The following is an 18,470-nucleotide window of genomic DNA, read 5'->3' as shown; positions in this document are numbered from 1 at the left end:
GGCGTTCGCTGAGGGTGGATTGAGGGAGCCCGTTTGGCCCCGGCCCCCCACCCAACCCTCCCCCCTGAAGGTGGGAGGGCTTTCTGCTTGAGTTCGCTGCGGCCACCTCGCTCTGAACTCCTCCCACCTTCAGGGGGGAGGGGGGTTGCGCTCAGTCCCGCTCTCTCACAACACAGCAAGCACTTCACGCAGCGTAAGGCTCGCCTATCTTGTTTCGGCCTACCTTGTTTCAGGCAGGCTTGTTTCGGGTTGGTGGTCGAAGGCATGTCGCCAGCAATCGAGTTCGCCATCCGCCGCGTCGACACGGCCGGCATAACGACGGAAGGCATTTGTTCCAAGGCCCGCCGTGATGGTCGGTTCGAGACAGATGTTTCCGCAAGAACGGCTGTCACGGCAGAGTTCTGGCCGGCCAGAATCAGGAAGTCGGCAAGGGCCCGCGACGCGATCCCGCGCCCGCGCCGCGAGGCGGCGACGCCGTATCCGATTTCAATCTCGCCATCCCGCGTCGGCAGTTTGACGAGGGATATGAGGCCGACGATCTCGCCCGCTTCGACGATCATCCAGGCCGCTGGTCCCGACGTCCCGCGAAGGCTCTGTGCAAGATCGCGCAACATCGCCATCGTCTCCGGCGAGTCGATGCCACCCTCGGCCAGTGAAAATCCTGGCGGCGCCTGTCCGATGACAAGGGCCGCGAAGCAGGATTCCGTTGCCTCCAAAAGCATTCCGGGTCTCTCGATGAATGGAACCAGAGGTCGCGCGATTTTTCACGGCTGCATGGGCGCCGCCGCGGAGCCCCCCTTTGGCAGGTTTGCAGGCGGATGTCCAATTGCTGGGGGTTGGATCATGCCGTGGCTGACGGCGCTCGGTCTCCTTCGACTCCAAGAGGATACGCCATCCGGGGAAGGTGGTTTAAGGAACGAGCTTGGCTCCGGCCCGCCTTCAGCCTCTCTCTTGAGAAATTTATCCGAATATTTGTGTTGGAGGCGGAGATTATTCCTGACTCTCGCCCTATTTTTCCTAAATGAATCCGCGACCTAAGTAGGATGTCGTACTTAAGTATATTTACATAAATTGAGACCTAAATTCTTGGACAGTACCAATTTTGGAAGCATTCCAGGAGGCGGGATCATGGCGGGATCTGCAGTGCGGCCGACCGGTATCGAATGCCCTTATGACGAAGAGGAGCTGATCGTCAGCAAGACCGACCTCAAAGGGCGGATCGCTTATGCCAACGATGTCTTCCTGCGGCTTGCAAAGTTTCCCCGAGCCGAGGTGATCGGCGCACCCCACAGCCTGATCCGGCATCCCGACATGCCACGCTGCGTCTTCAAGCTGCTGTGGGACACCATCCAGACGAAGAAGGAATTGTTCGCCTATATCGTCAACATCGCGCGGGACGGCGATCACTATTGGGTCTTTGCCCATGTCACACCGACCTTCGACGCCAACCGGAACGTCCTCGGCTTCCATTCCAACCGGCGTAAACCCGACAAGGCGCAACTGGACAAGATCAAGCCCATCTATGCCGACCTGCTGGCGGAAGAAAACCGTCATGACAACCGCAAGGACGGCATGCTGCGCGGCCACGACATGCTGATGAACATGTTGCAAGGGAAGGGGCTCGACTATGACGAATTTGTCTTCTCTCTCTAAAGCCATCGGCGCCGTTGCCGGACTGGTCGCCACGGTCGTGCTCGCCTCGCTGCTGCATTTTCTGCTGGATGCGCAATTTGACATCTGGATCACCGCCGGTGAATTTTCCCTCGTCGCGGTGTTGGCGGTCCTTGCCATCTGGTGGCTGCGCCGGGCACGCCTCGGGATCAATGATGCCGTGCGCGTCTGCCAGAATGCCTTTCACGGCAATCTCGAAGCCCGCATCCTCGCACCGCGCGATGGCGGGGAGATCGGCGCCTTGCAGGCGAACACCGACAACATGCTCGATATCGTCGATGCGTTCGTGCGCGAATCTGCGGCGTCCATGGAATATGCGAGCCAGGGCAAGACCTTCCGCAAGGTGCTGACCAGGGGCCTGCCGGGAGCGTTCAAGAATGGCGCCGAAACCATCAATGCCGGCACGGCATCGATGGACCAGCGCGTCCGGGACCTGGCGAAGTTCGCCCAGAGTTTCGGTTCCAAGATGGATGAGGTGGTGCGGATCCTGACAGCAGCATCCACGGAACTGGCGGTCGATGCCCAGACCCTGTCGAGTGCCGCCGAAGAAACCAGCCAGCAATCGACGGTCGTCGCCGCGGCGTCGGAAGAGGCATCGGTCAATGTGCAGACAGTTGCCAGCGCCGCCGAGGAACTCTCCTCCTCGATTGCCGAGATCAGCCGCCAGGTGACGCAATCGATGACCATCACCCATCAGGGTGTCGACGAGGCGCAGCAGACCAACAAGCAGATTCAGATGCTGTCCGTCGCGGCGCAGCGGATCGGCGACGTGGTCAGGCTGATCAGCGATATCGCCAGCCAGACCAATCTGCTGGCTTTGAATGCCACGATCGAGGCAGCGAGGGCCGGCGAGATGGGCAAGGGCTTCGCCGTGGTGGCATCGGAGGTCAAGAATCTCGCGACCCAGACGGCCAAGGCAACCGAGGAAATCAGCTCGAACATCACGGAGATGCAGCGCGCGACCAGTGAATCGGTCGAGGCCGTGCAGCATATCGGGCAGACGATCAGCCAGATGAGCGAGATATCGACGGGCATTGCCTCGGCGATGGAAGAGCAGGGTGCGGCGACCCAGGAAATCGCGCGCAACGTCCAGCAGGCGTCGGCCGGCACGACCGAGGTATCGGCCAACATTGTCGGCATCACCGAGGCGGCGCTGGATACCGGCAAATCGGCTTCGCGCGTCAAGGATGTGTCCGGCCAGATCAACGCTCAGGTCGAGGTGCTGCAGACCGAGGTGGCGGCCTTCCTGAAATCGATCAACGGGTAAGGGGTGGCGATGGGGCTTGGGCTGCGATCGGCGCGCTGAACTTCGGCAGCAATCTTCCTTGATAGCCGGTGGGTTCCGCACCGATCCTGGTGGCGCCCATGGACGCGTAGAAGGTGGCGGCTTGCGGATCTGAGTCGATCAGGAGTTCGCAGGCCCCCAATTGCCGCGCAAGCGCCCGGGCCTTGTCATAGAGGGCGCGGCCGATGCCGCGGCGGAGATTTTCCGGGGCGACGAAGAGCAGCGTCAGATCGGCGCTGGCCGCGTCGAGGGGGTCCACCTCGACCACGCCCAGCGGCCGGTCGGCATTGTCGACGGCCACCCAGACGCGGCCAAACCTGATGGCGTCGGGTTGGACGCGGATCTGATCCCGCACACTTGCCATGAAGGCCGCGTCGTAGCCCCAATGCGCTTTGGAGCGGTAGCAGATGTCGTCGAGGAGCGCGCGCTCATCGTCGCGGGCGGGGCGGAGGGTGAAAGTGGCTTCTGCCATCAGTTGCTCCCCCTCACCCTGACCCTCTCCCGCCCGCCGACGAATGTCGGCCTTCGCCGACAGGGGGAGAGGGGATGAGGATTTTGCGGAAACAATAGACTCGCGGCGACCAAAGACTACTGCCGACGACGCACCAAGCCCCTCTCCCCTCGCGGGAGAGGGGTTGGGGTGAGGGGGGCGCTTCATATCATCTCCAGCGGCACCGCCTTCTTCGGAGCCGGAAAGGCGGCGTCGATCTCGGCCAAGTCCTCTGGGGTGAGGCGAAGGTCCATGGCGGCGGCGTTTTCCTTGAGACGTGCCACATGGCTGCTTTTCGGCACGGCAAAGCTCAGCTTGTGGCGCGTCGCCCAGGCCAGCATCACCTGCGCCACGGTCGCCTCATGGCGGGCGGCGATGGGCTGCAGCTTCGCGAACGCCGTCACATCGCCTTGCGCCAGAGGGCAATAGGCCATGAGGGCGATGCCGTGCCGGGTCATCAGGGGCACGAGATCATGCTCGGGCCCGCGCACGCCGACATTGTAGAGGATCTGGTTGGTCTGCGTCGCGGCGGCACCCGAGATCGCCAGCCATTGCTTCATGTCGTTGCTGTCGAAATTGCTGACGCCGAAGCTCTTGATCTTGCCCTGTGCCTGGAGGTGCAGAAACGCCTTCAACGTCTCGGCCAAGGGATCGCCACCGCGCCAGTGGAGCAGATAGAGATCGAGCCGGTCGGTCTGCAATCGCTTGAGGCTCCGCTCGCAGGCGGCCACGGTCCCAGCAAAGCTTGCATTGCTGGGAAGCACCTTGCTCACTAGATAGACCTGGTCGCGGCGGCCCTGGATGGCCTCGCCCACCACCACCTCGGCGCCGCCATCACCGTACATCTCGGCGGTGTCGATGAGCGTCAGGCCGAGATCGATGCCGGCCTGGAGGGCCGAGACTTCCGCCTCTCGCTGCGCGGGCTTCTCGCCCATGCGCCAGGTGCCCTGGCCGATCGCGGGAATGCTGCTGCCGTCCGGCAGGACTATACGTCGCATGGTCCGTTTCCTTGTGGGTCCCGTAGGGTGTTGTGCCCAGACCCCATTTCCGGGGTGCTTCCCCTTCACTCTAGCGCGGCAGCTATCACGCCGCTATCATCGGAACATGACAAACATTCTCCTCATCCTCCTCATCATCTTCATGATCCTCGCCTTGGGGTCGCTGCTGGTCGGCGTCTTCAACATGGGCAAGGGCGGCACATTCAACAAGAACAACAGCAACAAGCTGATGCGCTACCGCGTCGTGTTCCAGGCCGGGGCCGTCGCCTTGCTGGTGCTCTATCTGATGGCACGCTAGCCGCCATGGTCCAGCTCACGCGCATTTATACCAAGGGCGGCGACAAGGGCTCGACCTCGCTGGGCTCCGGCAAGCGGGTGAAGAAGCATGACCTGCGCGTCAGTGCCTATGGCACGGTCGATGAGGCCAATGCCGCGATCGGCGTGGCGCGGCTTCATACCCGTGACGACATCGATGCAATGCTGAACCGGATCCAGAACGATCTGTTCGATCTTGGGGCCGATCTCTGCCAGCCGGAGGATCCAACAGACTATCCGCCCTTGCGTGTGGTCGAGGCGCAGGTCGAGCGGCTGGAGCAGGAGATCGACCGGCTGAATGCCGAATTGCAGCCGCTGAAAAGCTTCGTGCTCTCCGGCGGCACGCCGGCTGCGGCCTATCTCCATCTTGCGCGCACGATAGCGAGGCGCGCCGAGCGCGAGATCACGGCGCTCATGGATGTGGAAACCGTCAATCCGGCGGGTCTGCGCTACATCAACCGGCTCTCCGACCTCCTTTTTGTCATGGCGCGCTACGTCAATGACAAGGGGAAGGCGGATGTGCTGTGGGTGCCGGGGAAAAACCGATAGAGCGGCAAAAGCACCAAAGCAGGTGCGGGAGACTCGCTCTCAAATGGCGCCGGATTGCCCAAAATCCTGGCAGCGATTGCCCAAGGAAGCTGCATGCAGCTGGCCGAGGCGCTCGCGGATTGTGGTTAATCGGGTCCGCGGCATTGCTGTGAAGTGCTTGATATTGCGCAATTAAGCGCAAGGCTGACGTTTCTTGGCGAGTTCCCTCGCCACGTTGACACAAAGATGCCATGCCCCTATTTTGCGCATGCGAAATTTGCTGCCTCGCGGCCGTATTAAAGCGGTGTGCGGGGGTATCGGCCGTTGCAACCACAGTTGTTCAAACACTGTCTCATCCGGGTCCTTGAAGATGAAAGTCCTCGTCGCTGTTAAGCGGGTGATCGATGCCAATGTGAAGGTTCGCGTCAAAGCGGACGGCACGGGCGTCGAAACCCAGAACGTCAAGATGTCCATGAATCCCTTCTGCGAAATCGCGACCGAGGAGGCTGTCCGCCTCAAGGAAGCCGGCAAGGTGACGGAAATCGTCGCTGTCTCGCTGGGCAATGCGCAATGCGCCGAGACCATCCGCACGGCGCTCGCCATGGGCGCCGATCGCGGCATCCATGTGCAGACCGATGTCGAACTGCAGCCTCTCGCGGTCGCCAAGCTCTTGAAGGCCGTGGTCGACAAGGAACAGCCGGGTCTGGTCATTCTCGGCAAGCAGGCGATCGACGACGACGCCAACCAGACCGGTCAGATGCTTTCGGCGCTGCTCGGCTGGCCGCAGGCGACCTTCGCCTCGAAGCTGGTCTTGAACGACAACAACACCGCCAATGTGACGCGCGAAGTCGATGGCGGGCTGGAGACGATCGAGGTCAAGACGCCCTTCGTCATGACCACCGACCTCCGCTTGAACGAACCGCGCTATGCAAGCTTGCCCAACATCATGAAGGCGAAGAAGAAGCCGATTGATGCGCTGACCCCGGAGCAGCTCGGCGTCGACCCCACCCCGCGTGTGAAGACCCTGAAAGTTGCCGAGCCGCCCAAGCGCTCCGCCGGCATCAAGGTCAAGTCGGTCGCTGAGCTGGTCGACAAGCTGAAGAATGAAGCAAAAGTCATCTGAGGATCAATCCATGAGCATTCTCGTCCTTGCCGAGCATGACAACGCGTCGCTGAAATCGGCGACCTTGCATGCCGTTACCGCCGCTAAAGTGATCGGCGGCGACATTCATATCCTGGTGGCCGGCGCCGGTGCGCAGGGCGCTGCGGACGCCGCCGCCAAGGTGGCCGGCGTTTCCAAGGTGCTGCTGGCCGACGACGCGATCTACGGCCATGCGCTCGCCGAAAACGTCGCCAAGCTGATCGTGGGCCTGGCCGGCAATTACAGCCACATCCTCTCGGCGGCGACCGTCAACGGCAAGAACATCCTGCCGCGGGCCTCGGCCCTCCTGGACGTGCAGCAGATCTCGGAAATCTCCGCGGTCGAAAGCGCCGATACCTTCGTGCGCCCGACCTATGCCGGCAATGCGATGACCACGGTGCAGTCCTCGGACAAGATCAAGATCATCACCGTGCGTGCGACGGCGTTTGACGCCGCTGCCGAAACCGGTGGCTCGGCTGCGATCGAGAAGGTCGCCTCGGGTGGCGATGCGGGTCTCTCGAAGTTTCTGGGCCAGGAAGTGCAGAAGACCGAGCGGCCGGAACTCACCTCGGCGCGCATCGTGGTCTCGGGTGGCCGCGGCATGCAGTCCGGCGAGAATTTCAAGATGCTCGAGGAAGTGGCCGACAAGCTGGGTGCCGCGGTTGGCGCGTCGCGCGCGGCGGTCGATGCAGGCTTCGTGCCCAACGATTACCAGGTCGGCCAGACCGGCAAGATCGTGGCGCCGGACCTCTATGTCGCGGTCGGTATCTCGGGTGCCATTCAGCACCTGGCCGGCATGAAGGACAGCAAGGTCATCGTCGCCATCAACAAGGATGAAGACGCGCCGATCTTCCAGGTCGCCGATTATGGCCTGGTCGCCGACCTGTTCACGGCGGTGCCGGAACTGGCGAAAGAACTCGGCAAGTGAGCCAAAACGAACCGGACGGGCGGCCCGCTGAAAGATCGGCGGGCCGCCTTGTTCCGGAGCAACGAAAAGAAGAGGTCCAGACGTGACGATCGAAACAGTCGGCATCATCGGTGCGGGTCAGATGGGCAACGGCATCGCCCATGTCTGCTCGCTGGCCAAGCTCGACGTCATCATGGTCGACAACAACCCGGCGCAGCTCAACAAGGCGCTGGAGACGATCCGCGCCAACATGAACCGCCAGGTGAAGCGCGGCTTCATCACCCAGGCCGATGAAGACGCGGCGATCAAGCGCATCAAGACCAGCCAGTCCCTGAAGGATCTCGGCCCCAGCGATTTCGTGATCGAAGCCGCGACCGAGAAGGAAGAGATCAAGAAGGAGATCATGCGCGCCGTGTGCCCGCATCTCAAAGCCGAGACGCTGCTCGCCTCGAACACCTCCTCGATCTCGATCACGCGGCTTGCCGCCGCGACCGACCGGCCGCAGAAGTTCATCGGCATGCATTTCATGAACCCGGTGCCGCTGATGCAGCTGGTCGAGCTGATCCGGGGCTTGGCTACCGATGACGATACCTTCACCCAGATCCGCGACTTGGCCGAAAAGCTCGGCAAGACCACGGCGACCTCGGAAGATTTCCCGGCCTTCATCGTCAACCGCATCCTGCTGCCGATGATCAACGAGGCGGTCTATACGCTCTATGAAGGTGTCGGCAATGTGGATGCCATCGACACGGCGATGCGTCTTGGCGCCAACCATCCGATGGGTCCGCTGGAGCTTGCCGATTTCATCGGCCTCGACGTGTGCCTTGCTGTGATGCAGGTGCTCTATGAGGGCCTCGCCGACAGCAAGTACCGCCCGTGCCCGCTGCTGGTGAAATATGTCGAAGCCGGCTGGTACGGCAAGAAAGCCGGCCGCGGCTTCTACGACTACAGTGGCGAGACGCCGGTCCCCACCCGCTAAGCGACCGACGGCGCGCGATGCGGAGCGCCACTACCTTTTCCAAGGCATTCTTCTCCGGCCTGACGGCGCTGGTGCTGGCGGCCTGCGAGACGCACGGTCTCAACGCCACCTATTACGGCGCCAATCTGGAAACCGCGATGCGCAACGGTTTTGCCCGCGACTATCCGGCGCTGGAAGGTGTTGCGGATTGGCCGGCGACCCAGGACTGTCTCATCCCGGCTATCCTGGCGGAGATACCCCTTACCGATCAGTCAATCCTGGTGCAGTCGCTCAAGGCGCAGGATTTCAGCGGCGGCGCACGGGAGCTCTATATCCGCTATTTCTGGTACTCGCCGACCAATGGCGAGATCGTCTGGCCGGGTACGCCCGACGCCGCGCCGGCGCTTGATGGTCGCCTGCGCTTCAGCGACGGCGAGCCCGTGCCGGATCTGGATTTCGACCTGCGCCGACGCATGCGCCGGAATTTCGAAGCGGGCTGCCCGGAACTGGCAGAGAAATACCCGCTTATTCTGTCATTGCCGCCGATGGAAGATGTTTGACGGGCGCTCGCCTCAACCGGCCGGCTTCACATCGAGATATTTCTTCAGCACGTCCTTGATCGGCTGCGCGTTCCAATTGGTGGCGCCGATATAGATGGAGACGACGTTGCCGTCACGGTCGAGGACATAGGTGGTGGGGAGCGCGTTGCCTTTCAGCTCCTGGAATAGATCGCTCATGCGGTCGGTGTAGAGGGTGAGGTTCTTGACGCCGGTGCGGCGGAAGAAGGGGGCCGCCTTCTTGATGCCGTCGCGGTCGAGGCTGATGGCGATGACCTTCAAGCCCTGATCGCCAAGGGAGGCCTGGAGGGCGTCGAGGGTCGGCATTTCGGCGACGCAGGGCGCGCACCAGCTGGCCCAGAAATTCAGCACCACGACCTGGCCCTTGAACTCCGCGAGGGTGACCTTGCCGCCAAGCGCGTCCTGGAAGGGCTCATTGGGCGTTGGCAGGGGCGGATCGAACGGGCTAAAGTCGCCGGGTTTTGGGGCGGCGCCGTCGGCCAGAGCCGGTTGATGGGGGGCGGACCCCAGCAGGATTCCCAGGAAAATGGCCAAAAAGGCGGTTTTTTTCAGTATCATGAGTGCCAAGAACCAATCCTCACCGTCACCGGATTCCGCCAACAGCATGTGGGGCGGTCGTTTTGCTGCAGGCCCGGCAGCGATCATGCAGCAGATTAATGCCTCCATCGGCGTCGACAAGCGCCTTTATGCCGAGGACATCGAGGGGTCGCTGGCCCATGCCGCGATGCTGGTGAAACAGGGCATCATCACCGAGGTGGACGGGGCGGCGATCGCCAAGGGCCTGGCGTCCGTGAAGGCCGAGATCGAGGCGGGGAAATTCGAGTTCAAAGTGGCGCTCGAGGACATTCACATGAATGTCGAGCAGCGGTTGAAGGAACTGATCGGCGAACCGGCAGGGCGGTTGCACACCGCGCGCTCGCGCAACGACCAGGTGGCGCTCGACTTCCGCTGTGGGTGCGACGCGCCTGCGACGAGGTGGCCCACGAAGCGCGCGCGCTGGTAGCAGCCCTCATCGACCGCGCCGAGGAAGAGGCCGCGACCGTGATGCCGGGCTATACGCATCTGCAGCCGGCGCAGCCGGTGACCTTCGGGCATCATCTGCTGGCCTATGTCGAAATGCTGGGACGCGATCTTGGGCGCCTTTCGGACGCGCGCAAGCGCATGAATGAGAGCCCGCTGGGGGCGGCGGCCCTTGCCGGCACGACCTTTCCCATCGACCGGCAGATGACGGCGAAAGCCCTGGGCTTCGACCGGCCGTCGGCGAATTCACTCGATGCCGTATCGGACCGGGACTTTGCGCTGGAATATCTCGGCGCCCTTTCGATCCTCTCCGTGCATCTCTCGCGCCTCGCCGAGGAGATCGTCATCTGGATGAGTGAGGGCTTCCGATTCATCAGCTTGTCTGACGCCCTCACCACCGGCTCCTCCATCATGCCGCAGAAGAAGAATCCGGATGCTGCCGAACTGGTGCGCGCCAAGGCCGGCGAAGTCATCGGCCTCATGGTGCAGCTCCTCATCATCCTCAAAGGCCTGCCGCTCACCTATGGCAAGGACATGCAGGACGACAAGGCGCCGACTTTCGCGGCCACCGACACCATGCTCCTCTCGCTGGCGGCGATGACCGGGATGGTGCGCGACCTCACGGCCAACCGCGCGCGCATGCGGGAAGCCTGCGAGCGCGGGTTCCTGACCGCGACCGATCTGGCCGATTGGCTGGTGAAGAATCTGGGCCTGCCTTTCCGCGACGCCCATCATGTGACGGGCACGCTGGTGAAGCAGGCCGAGGGCCAGGGCAAGGGGTTGAGCGATCTCAGCCTTGCGGAAATGCAGGCGGTCGAGCCGCGCATCACGCAGGATGTCTATCCGGTGTTGAAAGTCGAGAATTCGGTGGCCGGGCGCAAATCCGAGGGCGGCACCGCCCCCGACAATGTGCGTGAAGCCGCCAAAGCCGCCAGGGAGCGTTTTCTATGAAGATGTCGAAATTTTCCATTCTGATGCTGGCGGCGGTGCTGGCGCTTACGGCTGGAATCAGCGCCTGCGGTCGCAAGGGCGATCCGGTGCTGCCCAAGGAAGTGCATAAGGACCAGTACCCCGAGCAGTACCCGAAGACCGTGAAGCCGCAGACCGGCATTTTCAGCGGCTGACGCCTCTCCGTTTCCAGAAAGATCTCCATGAGCCATTTTCATTACCAGGACGGCGAGCTTTATGCCGAGGGCGTTCCCGTGAGCCGCATCGCGGCCGAGGTGGGGACGCCCTTCTATTGCTATTCGACGGCGAAGCTCAGCGACAATTACCGCAATTTCGAGAGCGCGCTGGGCGGGCTCAATGCGCGGCTCTATTTTTCGCTGAAGGCCAATTCAAACCAGGCGGTGATCAAGACCCTGGCCGCTCTCGGCGCCGGGGCCGACGTGGTCTCGGTGGGCGAGATGTACCGGGCACTTAAAGCCGGGATCCCTGCCGGCGACATCGTCTTTGCCGGCGTCGGCAAGACGCGGGCCGAGATGGCGGAAGCGCTGAAAGCCGGCATCTATCAGTTCAATGTCGAATCGCAGGGTGAACTCCGCGCCCTCAACGAGGTCGCGCTGATGCTGGGCAAGCGCGCGCCGGTGGCGCTCCGCATCAACCCCGATGTCGATGCGAAGACCCATGCCAAGATCGCCACGGGCAAGTCCGAGAACAAGTTCGGCATCGATATCGACCATGCGCCGGCGATCTATGCCGAGGCCGCGGGCCTGCCGGGTATCGATGTGAAGGGGCTTGCCTGCCATATCGGCTCGCAATTGACCGACATCACGCCGTTCAAGCATGCCTTCCGCAAGATGTCGGATCTGGTGAAGGCACTGCGCGGCAAGGGGCTCACCGTGGAGCGGGTCGATCTCGGTGGTGGCGTCGGCATCACCTACCGCGAGGAGCAGACCATCAGCTTTGCCGACTACACGACGGCGGTCGCCGAGAATTTCGGCAATATGGGGTTGAAGCTGGAAGCCGAGCCCGGCCGTGCCATCGTCGGCAATTCGGGCATTCTGGTTTCCCGCGTCATCAATGTGAAGGAAGGGGTCAGCCGCAGCTTCGTGATCGTCGATGCGGCGATGAACGACCTCATCCGCCCGACCCTTTACGACGCCTATCATCAAATTCTGCCGGTGCGGCAACCGGCAGACGATGCGCCGGTTGTCAGGGTGGATGTGGTGGGGCCGATCTGCGAAACCGGCGACCAGTTTGCCGAGCAGCGGCCGTTGCCGCCGCTGGGGACCGACGACCTCATCGCCTTCGGCGAGGCCGGGGCCTATGGCGCGGTCATGTCGTCGACCTATAACACAAGGCCGCTGGTGCCGGAGGTTCTGGTAAAAGGCGATAAGTTCGAAGTGGTTAGGCCGCGCCAAACTTATGACGCAATCATCGGTCAAGACATTCTGCCGAGCTGGCTGGAGGATTTAAGAGGCAGCGCTCGCTCTGTTCCCTCCACCTTCAGGGGGAGGGTTAGGTGGGGGCATCGGCGATAACCAGGAGGACAGATGGCAAGGCGCCCGGTTCTCGGGGAAGAGACGGCCAAGACGCCCACGACACCGACAGGCTTGCCTGCGCGCGTGCGGGCGATGGCGGTTCTCGCCTGGGGTGCCCTGCTGGTCGAACGGCTGTGGGCGGCGCTGACGCCGCCGGTGGCCGTCCTGGCGCTGGGTCTCGCCATTGCCTGGATCGGCCTGCCGCGGCTGCTGCCGGTCTGGGGGCATATCGCGCTGCTGGTCCTTGCCACCCTTGCCTTGGGCTACGCGCTCTATCGCGGTTTTCGGGGATTCCGCCTGCCGGCCTGGCGCGACGCGCTGCGGCGCCTGGAACAGGATAGCGGCCTCAGCCACCGCCCGCTCACCCATATCGACGACGCCCAGGTCAGCAACCTCATCGACCCCGGCGCCACCAGCCTGTGGCAGCGGCATCGGGCGCGGCTCATGGCCTCGATCGGGCGGCTCGATCTCCGCTGGCTGGATAGCGGCCTAGCCAAGCGCGATCCGCAGGCCCTGCGCCAGCTTTGCCGGCTGCTGGCGGTGGCGGCTTTCTTCATTGCGAGCGAAGCCTGGCAGCGCCGCCTCGAGCAGGCCGTCATTGCGAATTTCTCGGGCCTCGAAGACAGCGACCTCATCAGCGTCGAGGCCTCGATCACGCCGCCCGATTACACCGGCCTGCCGCCGGTCAGCCTCAACATGGCGGCCAAATCGGAAGTGAGTGGGGCGGAAGCCGGGAAACCGCTGGTCGTGCCGTCGGGATCGCGCCTGCTGATGCAGGCGCAGGGCCTGCCCACCAGCGGCATGGGCGGTCCGGCGACGCTGGTCGCCAACAATGAGAAGCTGCCCTTCGACGCGCTCGACGCCACGACGCAACGCGCCGAGGCGACGCTTACCGCCGGCGATCGCATCGGCGTGCAATCGGGCCTTACCACCGTCGCCGAATGGCCAGTTGAGGTGGTGCCCGACATGGCGCCCAGCGCGCAGTTCGGCGGGCAGCCCGGCGTCACCGAGCGCGGCGTGCTGCGCCTCGGCTATACCGCGCGCGACGATTACGGCGTCACGGATCTCCGCCTCGTGGTCAGCCGCGGATCAGAGAACATGGAATTCAAGCTGGCGCTGGCCCAGGGCGGCATCGATGCGGAAGGGCAACACACCGCACAAGGCGGCAGCTTCCAGGATTTGACCGCCCATGCCTGGGCCGGGCTTGACGTGGAACTCCGCCTGGTGGCGCGCGATGCCATGGGGCAGATCGGCGCCTCGGCACCGATGGCGCTGACGCTGCCGGAGCGGAAATTCTTCCATCCCGTGGCGCGCGCCATCATCGAACTCAGGAAGCGCGTCGCCAGCGACTGGCAGTTCCATGACTCGGTGGCGCAGGAACTCAACGTGCTGAAGTCGCAGCCTGAAACCTATGAGGACCGGATCGTGGCCTTCATGGGCATGGATTTCGCAGCGCGGCGCCTGACCACGCCGGGCTTTGCCCCCTCGCATCTGCCGCCGATCCTGCAATTGATGTGGGACACCGCGGTCGATCTCGAGGATGGCGGCACGTCGCTGGCCCTGAGCGAGTTCCGCCGCCTGCAGCAGGAATTGCAGGATGCGCTTGATCGCGGCGCCTCGGATGAGGAGATCGAGCGGCTGATGAACCAGCTGCAGGAAGCGATGAACCGCTACATGCAGGACCTCCAGCAGCAATTGGAGCGCGCGATGGAAAGCGGCCAACCCTTGCGCCAGCTCTCGCCCAACGGCCTCAAGCTCTCGCAGCAGGATCTCAACCAGATGCTCAACGATGCGCGCAACATGGCGCGCTCGGGGGCGAAGGATTCCGCGAAGCAAATGCTCGACCAGCTCCAGAAGCTGATGGAGAACCTGCAGGCCGGCGTCCCCGCCATGATGAGCCCGGAAGGTCGCGCGCAGCAGGAGCTGAGCAGCGAGCTCGGGCGCCTGATGCAGCGCCAGCAGAAGCTGCTGGAGGAGAGCTATAACGCCCAGCGAGGCCAGCAGCCCGGCCAGCAGGGCATGGGCGAAGGCGAGATGGGCGAAGGCCAGATGGGCGATGGCGGCAACGGCCAGGGCACCGGGTCGGGCGCCATGGGGCAGGAACAATTGCGCCGCGACCTCGGCAATCTCATGCAGCGCTTCGGCAATGCGCTGGGCGATCTGCCCAAGGGGTTGGGCGAAGCCGAACAATACATGCGCGGTGCCGTCGACAAGCTCGGCAACCAGGATTTCGGCGCCGCGGCCGACGACCAGAACAACGCGCTCAGTCAATTGCAGCAGGGGCTGCAGGCGGCGCAGGAAATGATGCAGCGCCAGGCGGGCAAGGTGCCGGGCCGGGGTGCCCGCGACAAGATGGATCCCTTAGGGAGGCCCACCGATGAAGACGGATCCAGTGGCAACCCGATCGACAATTCCAATGTCGATATCGGCAAGGGCGAGGACCCGCAGAAGGCCCGCGACATTTTCGAAGAACTGCGCCAGCGCCGCAACGCGCCCAACCGCCCGAAACCCTAGCGCGACTATCTCGACCGGCTGCTGAAGCAGTTCTGAGGGGTTGGTGCTGTTTTTCCGGAGAGGTGAGGGGCCGTTCAGCTTGCCGGACGTTGGCCGGCCAAGGCGGCGTCGACCGCGTTGCAGATCTGCTGAAGGCTGAACGGCTTGGTGATGATGTCGGCAACCGGGCTCTGGCCGCGGGCGTCGTCGGCGCGCTGGCGGGCTTCGGCGAAGCCGGTCATCATCAGCACGGTCATGCGCGGATTGATCTTGGCCGCCGTCTCGGCGAGCGCCAGGCCATCCAGCCCGGGCATGACGATATCCGTCAGCATGAGGTCATAGGTCTGGGCCTTCAGGGCCTCGATGGCGGCGTCGCCGTCGCTGACGGCGGTCACTTCATGGCCACGATGGGTGAGGGCGCGGGTGACGAAGGCGCGCACCGATTCGTCGTCTTCAGCCAGCAAGATCGCGGACACTGTATTTTCAGCCCTTCTGGTTCTGTAATTCGCAGCGCGCAGAGACATGACCGACATCATTCACCACTTCCATCAGCAACCACGACCAAGCGTGTCCCAAATGCTGCGCCGACATGGCGGCAGCGGCGATTGAACAAACTCGTCCGGGCCCGGTTCCCTTCACCTGCCCCGACCAGTCCGCCAGCTTCGCTGGTGTGAGGGGGACAAGCAATTCTCAATTTCCAGATGAGCTTAGGATCAAACCGTTAATTTTTGGTGAGATATGGCTTCCTGGGACATCATTCCGCCAGGCAAAGATGGCGGATTTGCGGCGGGAAAAGGGGCGAAATGAGGGAGTTTATCCTGGTTTCAGGATCTTAGCGGCTGAAATGGCCGCCGTGGAGAGCTTCGCCGCCCGGCCTATTTGGGACGGAACTCGATTCGCAGGGTCTTGGTGCCCTTGGGCAGGCTTTCGGTAAAGGTGCGGAAGGTGATGGTCTCGCCGGGTTCGATCATTTCCTGCTCCAGCCGGAACACATGTTCCGGCAAGAGGCGCTTGCGGCTGGCATCAAGCGGCACCACGGCGAATTGCGGCAGTTTGACCGGAAATTCGGATTTGTTGAACACGTCGGCCTGGACCGAGAAGATCGTTTTGCCGTCTTCGTTGCGCTTGCTGTAGACCAGATTGGCGGGCTCGAGATCGTCGACCGGGCTGCTGGTCGAGATGCCCATCAGGCTGTAGACGAGGTCGAGGGCCGGCACGGTGCGGGCGATCTCGGCGCGGAACAGGAAGGCTGCTGCCAGCAGGCCGACCAGAATACCCGCCAGCAGATAGGCCGGGCGGAAGGCGAAGCGCCGCTTGGGCATCATCGGGCGGAGCTTGGGCGGGACGGTGATCGGGCCGGTTGGGCGCTGCGGCGTGCGCGGCCGGGGCGGTGCTGCCGGGATCTCGACCGAGGGTTCGCCAGCCGCCGCCTCAGCCGGCGCATGTCCCTCTGACGGGGCTTCGGCCGGCGAGTCGGTTGCTGGCCCTAAGCCGGCGATTTCAGCGGGCGTCCCATCGGGATTCTCCAGCTTGGGTGGCAGCTGTTTCCATTTGTGGGCGCATTTCGCACAACGCACATTGCGCCCGGCGTCTCCAAGCAACGCAGCATCCAGGGAAAACCGGGTGGCACAGGCTGGGCAGGAAACAATCACTGATTCGTCCGCTCGCTCTAAAACCCGTGATCTTTATAGGTCCGGGAATGCCATCGGACAAGCCCAAGCGCCGCAGATCATCGGGCCGGCCGCTGCGCAAGGGCCTGAAAAATCGCTATTCTTCGCCCCGAGTCGACGGCCAGGCGCCGGGTGGCATCGGCTTTACGAAGGCAAAGGCGCTATGCCATGTTAGCGCCGACCAGCGCCCTCGTTCGGCGCCCTCTTCGTTCGACCCAGCGTCACGGGTCCCGGCCAGTTTGGATAGGCGACAGTGGTTTTATTCGATCAGGTCTCGGTGCAATACGGCGCCGGGCCGCAGATCCTCAGAGATATCAGCTTCACCCTGGCGCCGGGCTCGTTCCATTTCCTGGTCGGGCGGAGCGGCGCCGGCAAATCGTCGCTGCTGAAGCTCATGTATCTGGGCCTGCGTCCGACGTCGGGCCTGGTCAACCTGTTCGGGCGCGACGTCGCCACGCTGCAGCCCAAGGATTTTCCCTCGATCCGCCGCCGCGTCGGCGTGGTGTTCCAGGATTTCCGCCTCATCGAGCATCTCTCGGCGCTCGACAATGTGGCGCTGCCGCTGCGTGTCGCCGGGGTGCGCGAGGCCGACATCAAGCGGCATTGCAGCGAGCTTTTGAGCTGGGTGGGCTTGGCGGAGCATCTCAACGCACTGCCGGCGACACTCTCGGGCGGGCAGCAGCAGCGGGTCGCCATTGCGCGGGCGGTCATCGCGCGGCCCAATCTGCTGCTGGCGGATGAGCCCACCGGCAATGTCGACGACGTGATCGGCCTCAGGCTCATGTATCTGTTCGAGGAACTCAACAAGCTCGGCACCACGGTGGTGGTGGCGACGCATAACGACGCGCTGGTCAGCCGCTTCACGCACCGGCAATTGCGGCTCGAGCAGAGCTCGGTGCGGATCTTCGACCCGGCCGGCGTCTCGCAGCCCAACTCACCCTATGCGATGCCCCCGGGAGCGGTACCGGCGGGGACGACGATGGCGGGTGACGCCTGATGCTGGGCCTGCGCTCCGACCTGCCGCTCGACCGCGATGCCGCGGCGAAGTTCCTGCCCTGGATCCTGGGGTTCATGGTCTATCTCGCGGCCCTCGCGGTGGGCACGGCGATGGTGGTCGATCGCCTCTCCGCCAGTTGGCAGACGGGCTTGACCGGCAACCTGACGGTCGAGGTGCCGTTCACCGACGATATCGGTGTTACTGAACGGAGCGCGCTCCTCGACCAGGTGATCGATCTGCTCAGTGCCACGCCAGGTGTCGCCGGCACCACGCTCCTCGACGACCGCGAGATCGCCCGGCTGTTGGAGCCGTGGCTGGGGGCGGAGGCGACCGAACTCGATATTCCCTTGCCGGCGATGATCGCCGTCAACCTGCGCGAGGATGCGGTGCTGGACCAGGCGCAGTTGCAGCGCGACCTCAATGCCATCCAGCCGGGGGCCAGGGTCGACGATCACGCGGCCTGGATCGCCGATGCGCTCTCGTTCCTGCGCGGCCTCAAGCTGCTGGCAACGCTGCTTACCGCCCTGGTGCTGGCGGCCACGGCGATCACCATCGTGTTCGTGACCCGGACCAGCCTGTCGATCCATCGCAGCGTCATCGAGATCGTGCATCTCATCGGCGCGCCCGATGCCTATATCGCGCAGCAGTTCCAGGCGCAGTCGCTGCGCCTTGGCATCGTCGGCGGGATCGTCGGCACGCTGCTGGCCGTGGGGACGCTGCTGGGCGCCGAGCATCTGCTGCAGGTGACGGGCAGCATCGCGCCGGCCAGTATTGGCGCGGGCGGCGACGATCTGGCCGCACCCGGCCTTTCCCTCGATCTCAGTTTGCTGCCCTGGCAATGGGGTGTGCTGGGCCTGCTGCCCTTTGCCACCGCCCTCATCGCCATGGTGACCGCCCGCTGGACCGTGCTGCGGTCGCTGGCGCGGTTTATTTGAA

The 18,470-nt window shown here is 63.6% G+C and carries 18 protein-coding genes and 2 pseudogenes; 14 read left to right on the top strand and 6 right to left on the bottom strand.

Annotated features, from left to right (window positions below):
* Positions 1 to 219 precede the first annotated feature (219 nt).
* Positions 220 to 722: pseudogene (locus tag IPK59_21330) on the bottom strand (GNAT family N-acetyltransferase).
* A 406-nt stretch (positions 723 to 1,128) separates the two neighbouring features.
* On the opposite strand from IPK59_21330, the gene IPK59_21325 reads away from it, so the two are divergent.
* Positions 1,129 to 1,653, top strand: coding sequence for a PAS domain-containing protein (locus IPK59_21325; GenBank protein MBK8161182.1), 525 nt, complete (start codon positions 1,129 to 1,131; stop codon positions 1,651 to 1,653).
* On the top strand, positions 1,628 to 2,938 hold the full coding sequence (locus tag IPK59_21320) for a methyl-accepting chemotaxis protein (protein ID MBK8161181.1): 1,311 nt from the start codon (positions 1,628 to 1,630) through the stop codon (positions 2,936 to 2,938). Before IPK59_21325 ends, IPK59_21320 begins: the two co-directional genes overlap by 26 nt.
* On the opposite strand, the gene IPK59_21315 is transcribed toward IPK59_21320, so the two are convergent.
* Complete coding sequence (locus IPK59_21315; GenBank protein MBK8161180.1) at positions 2,928 to 3,428, bottom strand: GNAT family N-acetyltransferase; 501 nt, start codon at positions 3,426 to 3,428, stop codon at positions 2,928 to 2,930. The genes IPK59_21320 and IPK59_21315 overlap by 11 nt on opposite strands.
* Before the next feature lie 182 nt (positions 3,429 to 3,610).
* Positions 3,611 to 4,444 (bottom strand): aldo/keto reductase, encoded by an 834-nt coding sequence (locus IPK59_21310; GenBank protein ID MBK8161179.1) that lies wholly within the window; start codon positions 4,442 to 4,444, stop codon positions 3,611 to 3,613.
* A 106-nt stretch (positions 4,445 to 4,550) separates the two neighbouring features.
* Between IPK59_21310 and IPK59_21305 the strand changes: the two genes are divergently transcribed.
* From IPK59_21305 to IPK59_21280, 6 genes are all read left to right on the top strand, one after another.
* Positions 4,551 to 4,742, top strand: a complete 192-nt coding sequence (locus IPK59_21305) for a twin transmembrane helix small protein (protein ID MBK8161178.1) — start codon at positions 4,551 to 4,553, stop codon at positions 4,740 to 4,742.
* A gap of 5 nt (positions 4,743 to 4,747) precedes the next feature.
* Positions 4,748 to 5,308, top strand: a complete 561-nt coding sequence (locus tag IPK59_21300) for a cob(I)yrinic acid a,c-diamide adenosyltransferase (protein ID MBK8161177.1) — start codon at positions 4,748 to 4,750, stop codon at positions 5,306 to 5,308.
* 349 nt (positions 5,309 to 5,657) lie between these two features.
* A complete protein-coding gene (locus tag IPK59_21295; protein MBK8161176.1) occupies positions 5,658 to 6,410 on the top strand; it encodes an electron transfer flavoprotein subunit beta/FixA family protein in 753 nt (250 codons plus the stop codon).
* 10 nt (positions 6,411 to 6,420) lie between these two features.
* Entirely contained in the window at positions 6,421 to 7,356 is a 936-nt protein-coding gene (locus IPK59_21290) for an electron transfer flavoprotein subunit alpha/FixB family protein (GenBank protein ID MBK8161175.1), read from the top strand.
* 82 nt (positions 7,357 to 7,438) lie between these two features.
* Positions 7,439 to 8,314: a 3-hydroxybutyryl-CoA dehydrogenase gene (locus IPK59_21285; protein MBK8161174.1), complete on the top strand. Its 876-nt coding sequence runs from the start codon at positions 7,439 to 7,441 to the stop codon at positions 8,312 to 8,314.
* A gap of 17 nt (positions 8,315 to 8,331) precedes the next feature.
* Complete coding sequence (locus IPK59_21280; protein ID MBK8161173.1) at positions 8,332 to 8,853, top strand: hypothetical protein; 522 nt, start codon at positions 8,332 to 8,334, stop codon at positions 8,851 to 8,853.
* A 12-nt stretch (positions 8,854 to 8,865) separates the two neighbouring features.
* On the opposite strand, the gene IPK59_21275 is transcribed toward IPK59_21280, so the two are convergent.
* Positions 8,866 to 9,438, bottom strand: a complete 573-nt coding sequence (locus tag IPK59_21275) for a TlpA family protein disulfide reductase (GenBank protein MBK8161172.1) — start codon at positions 9,436 to 9,438, stop codon at positions 8,866 to 8,868.
* Between IPK59_21275 and argH the strand changes: the two are divergent.
* From argH to IPK59_21255, 4 genes and pseudogenes are all read left to right on the top strand, one after another.
* Positions 9,428 to 10,842: pseudogene (gene argH / locus IPK59_21270) on the top strand (argininosuccinate lyase). The gene IPK59_21275 and the pseudogene argH sit on opposite strands and share 11 nt — an antisense overlap.
* A 2-nt stretch (positions 10,843 to 10,844) precedes the next feature.
* Positions 10,845 to 11,015: a lipoprotein gene (locus IPK59_21265; GenBank protein MBK8161171.1), complete on the top strand. Its 171-nt coding sequence runs from the start codon at positions 10,845 to 10,847 to the stop codon at positions 11,013 to 11,015.
* A 27-nt stretch (positions 11,016 to 11,042) separates the two neighbouring features.
* Positions 11,043 to 12,374 carry a diaminopimelate decarboxylase gene (lysA, locus tag IPK59_21260; protein MBK8161170.1) on the top strand — a complete coding sequence of 444 codons (1,332 nt, stop codon included), beginning with the start codon at positions 11,043 to 11,045 and terminating at the stop codon, positions 12,372 to 12,374.
* A 12-nt stretch (positions 12,375 to 12,386) separates the two neighbouring features.
* Positions 12,387 to 14,888, top strand: coding sequence for a TIGR02302 family protein (locus IPK59_21255; GenBank protein MBK8161169.1), 2,502 nt, complete (start codon positions 12,387 to 12,389; stop codon positions 14,886 to 14,888).
* Between the two features lie 74 nt (positions 14,889 to 14,962).
* Here IPK59_21255 and IPK59_21250 read toward each other — a convergent pair whose 3' ends face one another.
* Positions 14,963 to 15,343: a response regulator gene (locus tag IPK59_21250; protein ID MBK8161168.1), complete on the bottom strand. Its 381-nt coding sequence runs from the start codon at positions 15,341 to 15,343 to the stop codon at positions 14,963 to 14,965.
* A gap of 399 nt (positions 15,344 to 15,742) precedes the next feature.
* Positions 15,743 to 16,519: a zinc-ribbon domain-containing protein gene (locus IPK59_21245; GenBank protein ID MBK8161167.1), complete on the bottom strand. Its 777-nt coding sequence runs from the start codon at positions 16,517 to 16,519 to the stop codon at positions 15,743 to 15,745.
* A 271-nt stretch (positions 16,520 to 16,790) separates the two neighbouring features.
* Here IPK59_21245 and ftsE point away from each other — a divergent pair, with 271 nt between their 5' ends.
* Together ftsE and IPK59_21235 are read left to right on the top strand one after the other, a co-directional pair.
* Complete coding sequence (gene ftsE / locus IPK59_21240; GenBank protein ID MBK8161166.1) at positions 16,791 to 17,534, top strand: cell division ATP-binding protein FtsE; 744 nt, start codon at positions 16,791 to 16,793, stop codon at positions 17,532 to 17,534.
* On the top strand, positions 17,534 to 18,469 hold the full coding sequence (locus IPK59_21235; GenBank protein MBK8161165.1) for a hypothetical protein: 936 nt from the start codon (positions 17,534 to 17,536) through the stop codon (positions 18,467 to 18,469). The genes ftsE and IPK59_21235 overlap by 1 nt, the downstream gene beginning before the upstream one ends.
* Position 18,470 lies beyond the last annotated feature (1 nt).

This window comes from Rhodospirillaceae bacterium (assembly GCA_016712715.1).
Taxonomy (GTDB): domain Bacteria; phylum Pseudomonadota; class Alphaproteobacteria; order Dongiales; family Dongiaceae; genus Dongia.
This window is presented reverse-complemented; position numbering and strand designations above follow the sequence as displayed.

Excerpts from the sequence above, each read along its gene's own strand:
- IPK59_21315 (MBK8161180.1), bottom strand. The coding sequence starts at position 3,428 with ATGGCAGAAGCCACTTTCACCCTCCGCCCCGCCCGCGACGATGAGCGC.
- IPK59_21265 (MBK8161171.1), top strand. The coding sequence starts at position 10,845 with ATGTCGAAATTTTCCATTCTGATGCTGGCGGCGGTGCTGGCGCTTACG.
- IPK59_21325 (MBK8161182.1), top strand. The coding sequence starts at position 1,129 with ATGGCGGGATCTGCAGTGCGGCCGACCGGTATCGAATGCCCTTATGAC.
- IPK59_21320 (MBK8161181.1), top strand. The coding sequence starts at position 1,628 with ATGACGAATTTGTCTTCTCTCTCTAAAGCCATCGGCGCCGTTGCCGGA.
- IPK59_21290 (MBK8161175.1), top strand. The coding sequence starts at position 6,421 with ATGAGCATTCTCGTCCTTGCCGAGCATGACAACGCGTCGCTGAAATCG.
- IPK59_21310 (MBK8161179.1), bottom strand. The coding sequence starts at position 4,444 with ATGCGACGTATAGTCCTGCCGGACGGCAGCAGCATTCCCGCGATCGGC.
- IPK59_21305 (MBK8161178.1), top strand. The coding sequence starts at position 4,551 with ATGACAAACATTCTCCTCATCCTCCTCATCATCTTCATGATCCTCGCC.
- IPK59_21255 (MBK8161169.1), top strand. The coding sequence starts at position 12,387 with ATGGCAAGGCGCCCGGTTCTCGGGGAAGAGACGGCCAAGACGCCCACG.
- IPK59_21300 (MBK8161177.1), top strand. The coding sequence starts at position 4,748 with ATGGTCCAGCTCACGCGCATTTATACCAAGGGCGGCGACAAGGGCTCG.
- IPK59_21295 (MBK8161176.1), top strand. The coding sequence starts at position 5,658 with ATGAAAGTCCTCGTCGCTGTTAAGCGGGTGATCGATGCCAATGTGAAG.
- IPK59_21280 (MBK8161173.1), top strand. The coding sequence starts at position 8,332 with ATGCGGAGCGCCACTACCTTTTCCAAGGCATTCTTCTCCGGCCTGACG.
- lysA (MBK8161170.1), top strand. The coding sequence starts at position 11,043 with ATGAGCCATTTTCATTACCAGGACGGCGAGCTTTATGCCGAGGGCGTT.
- IPK59_21235 (MBK8161165.1), top strand. The coding sequence starts at position 17,534 with ATGCTGGGCCTGCGCTCCGACCTGCCGCTCGACCGCGATGCCGCGGCG.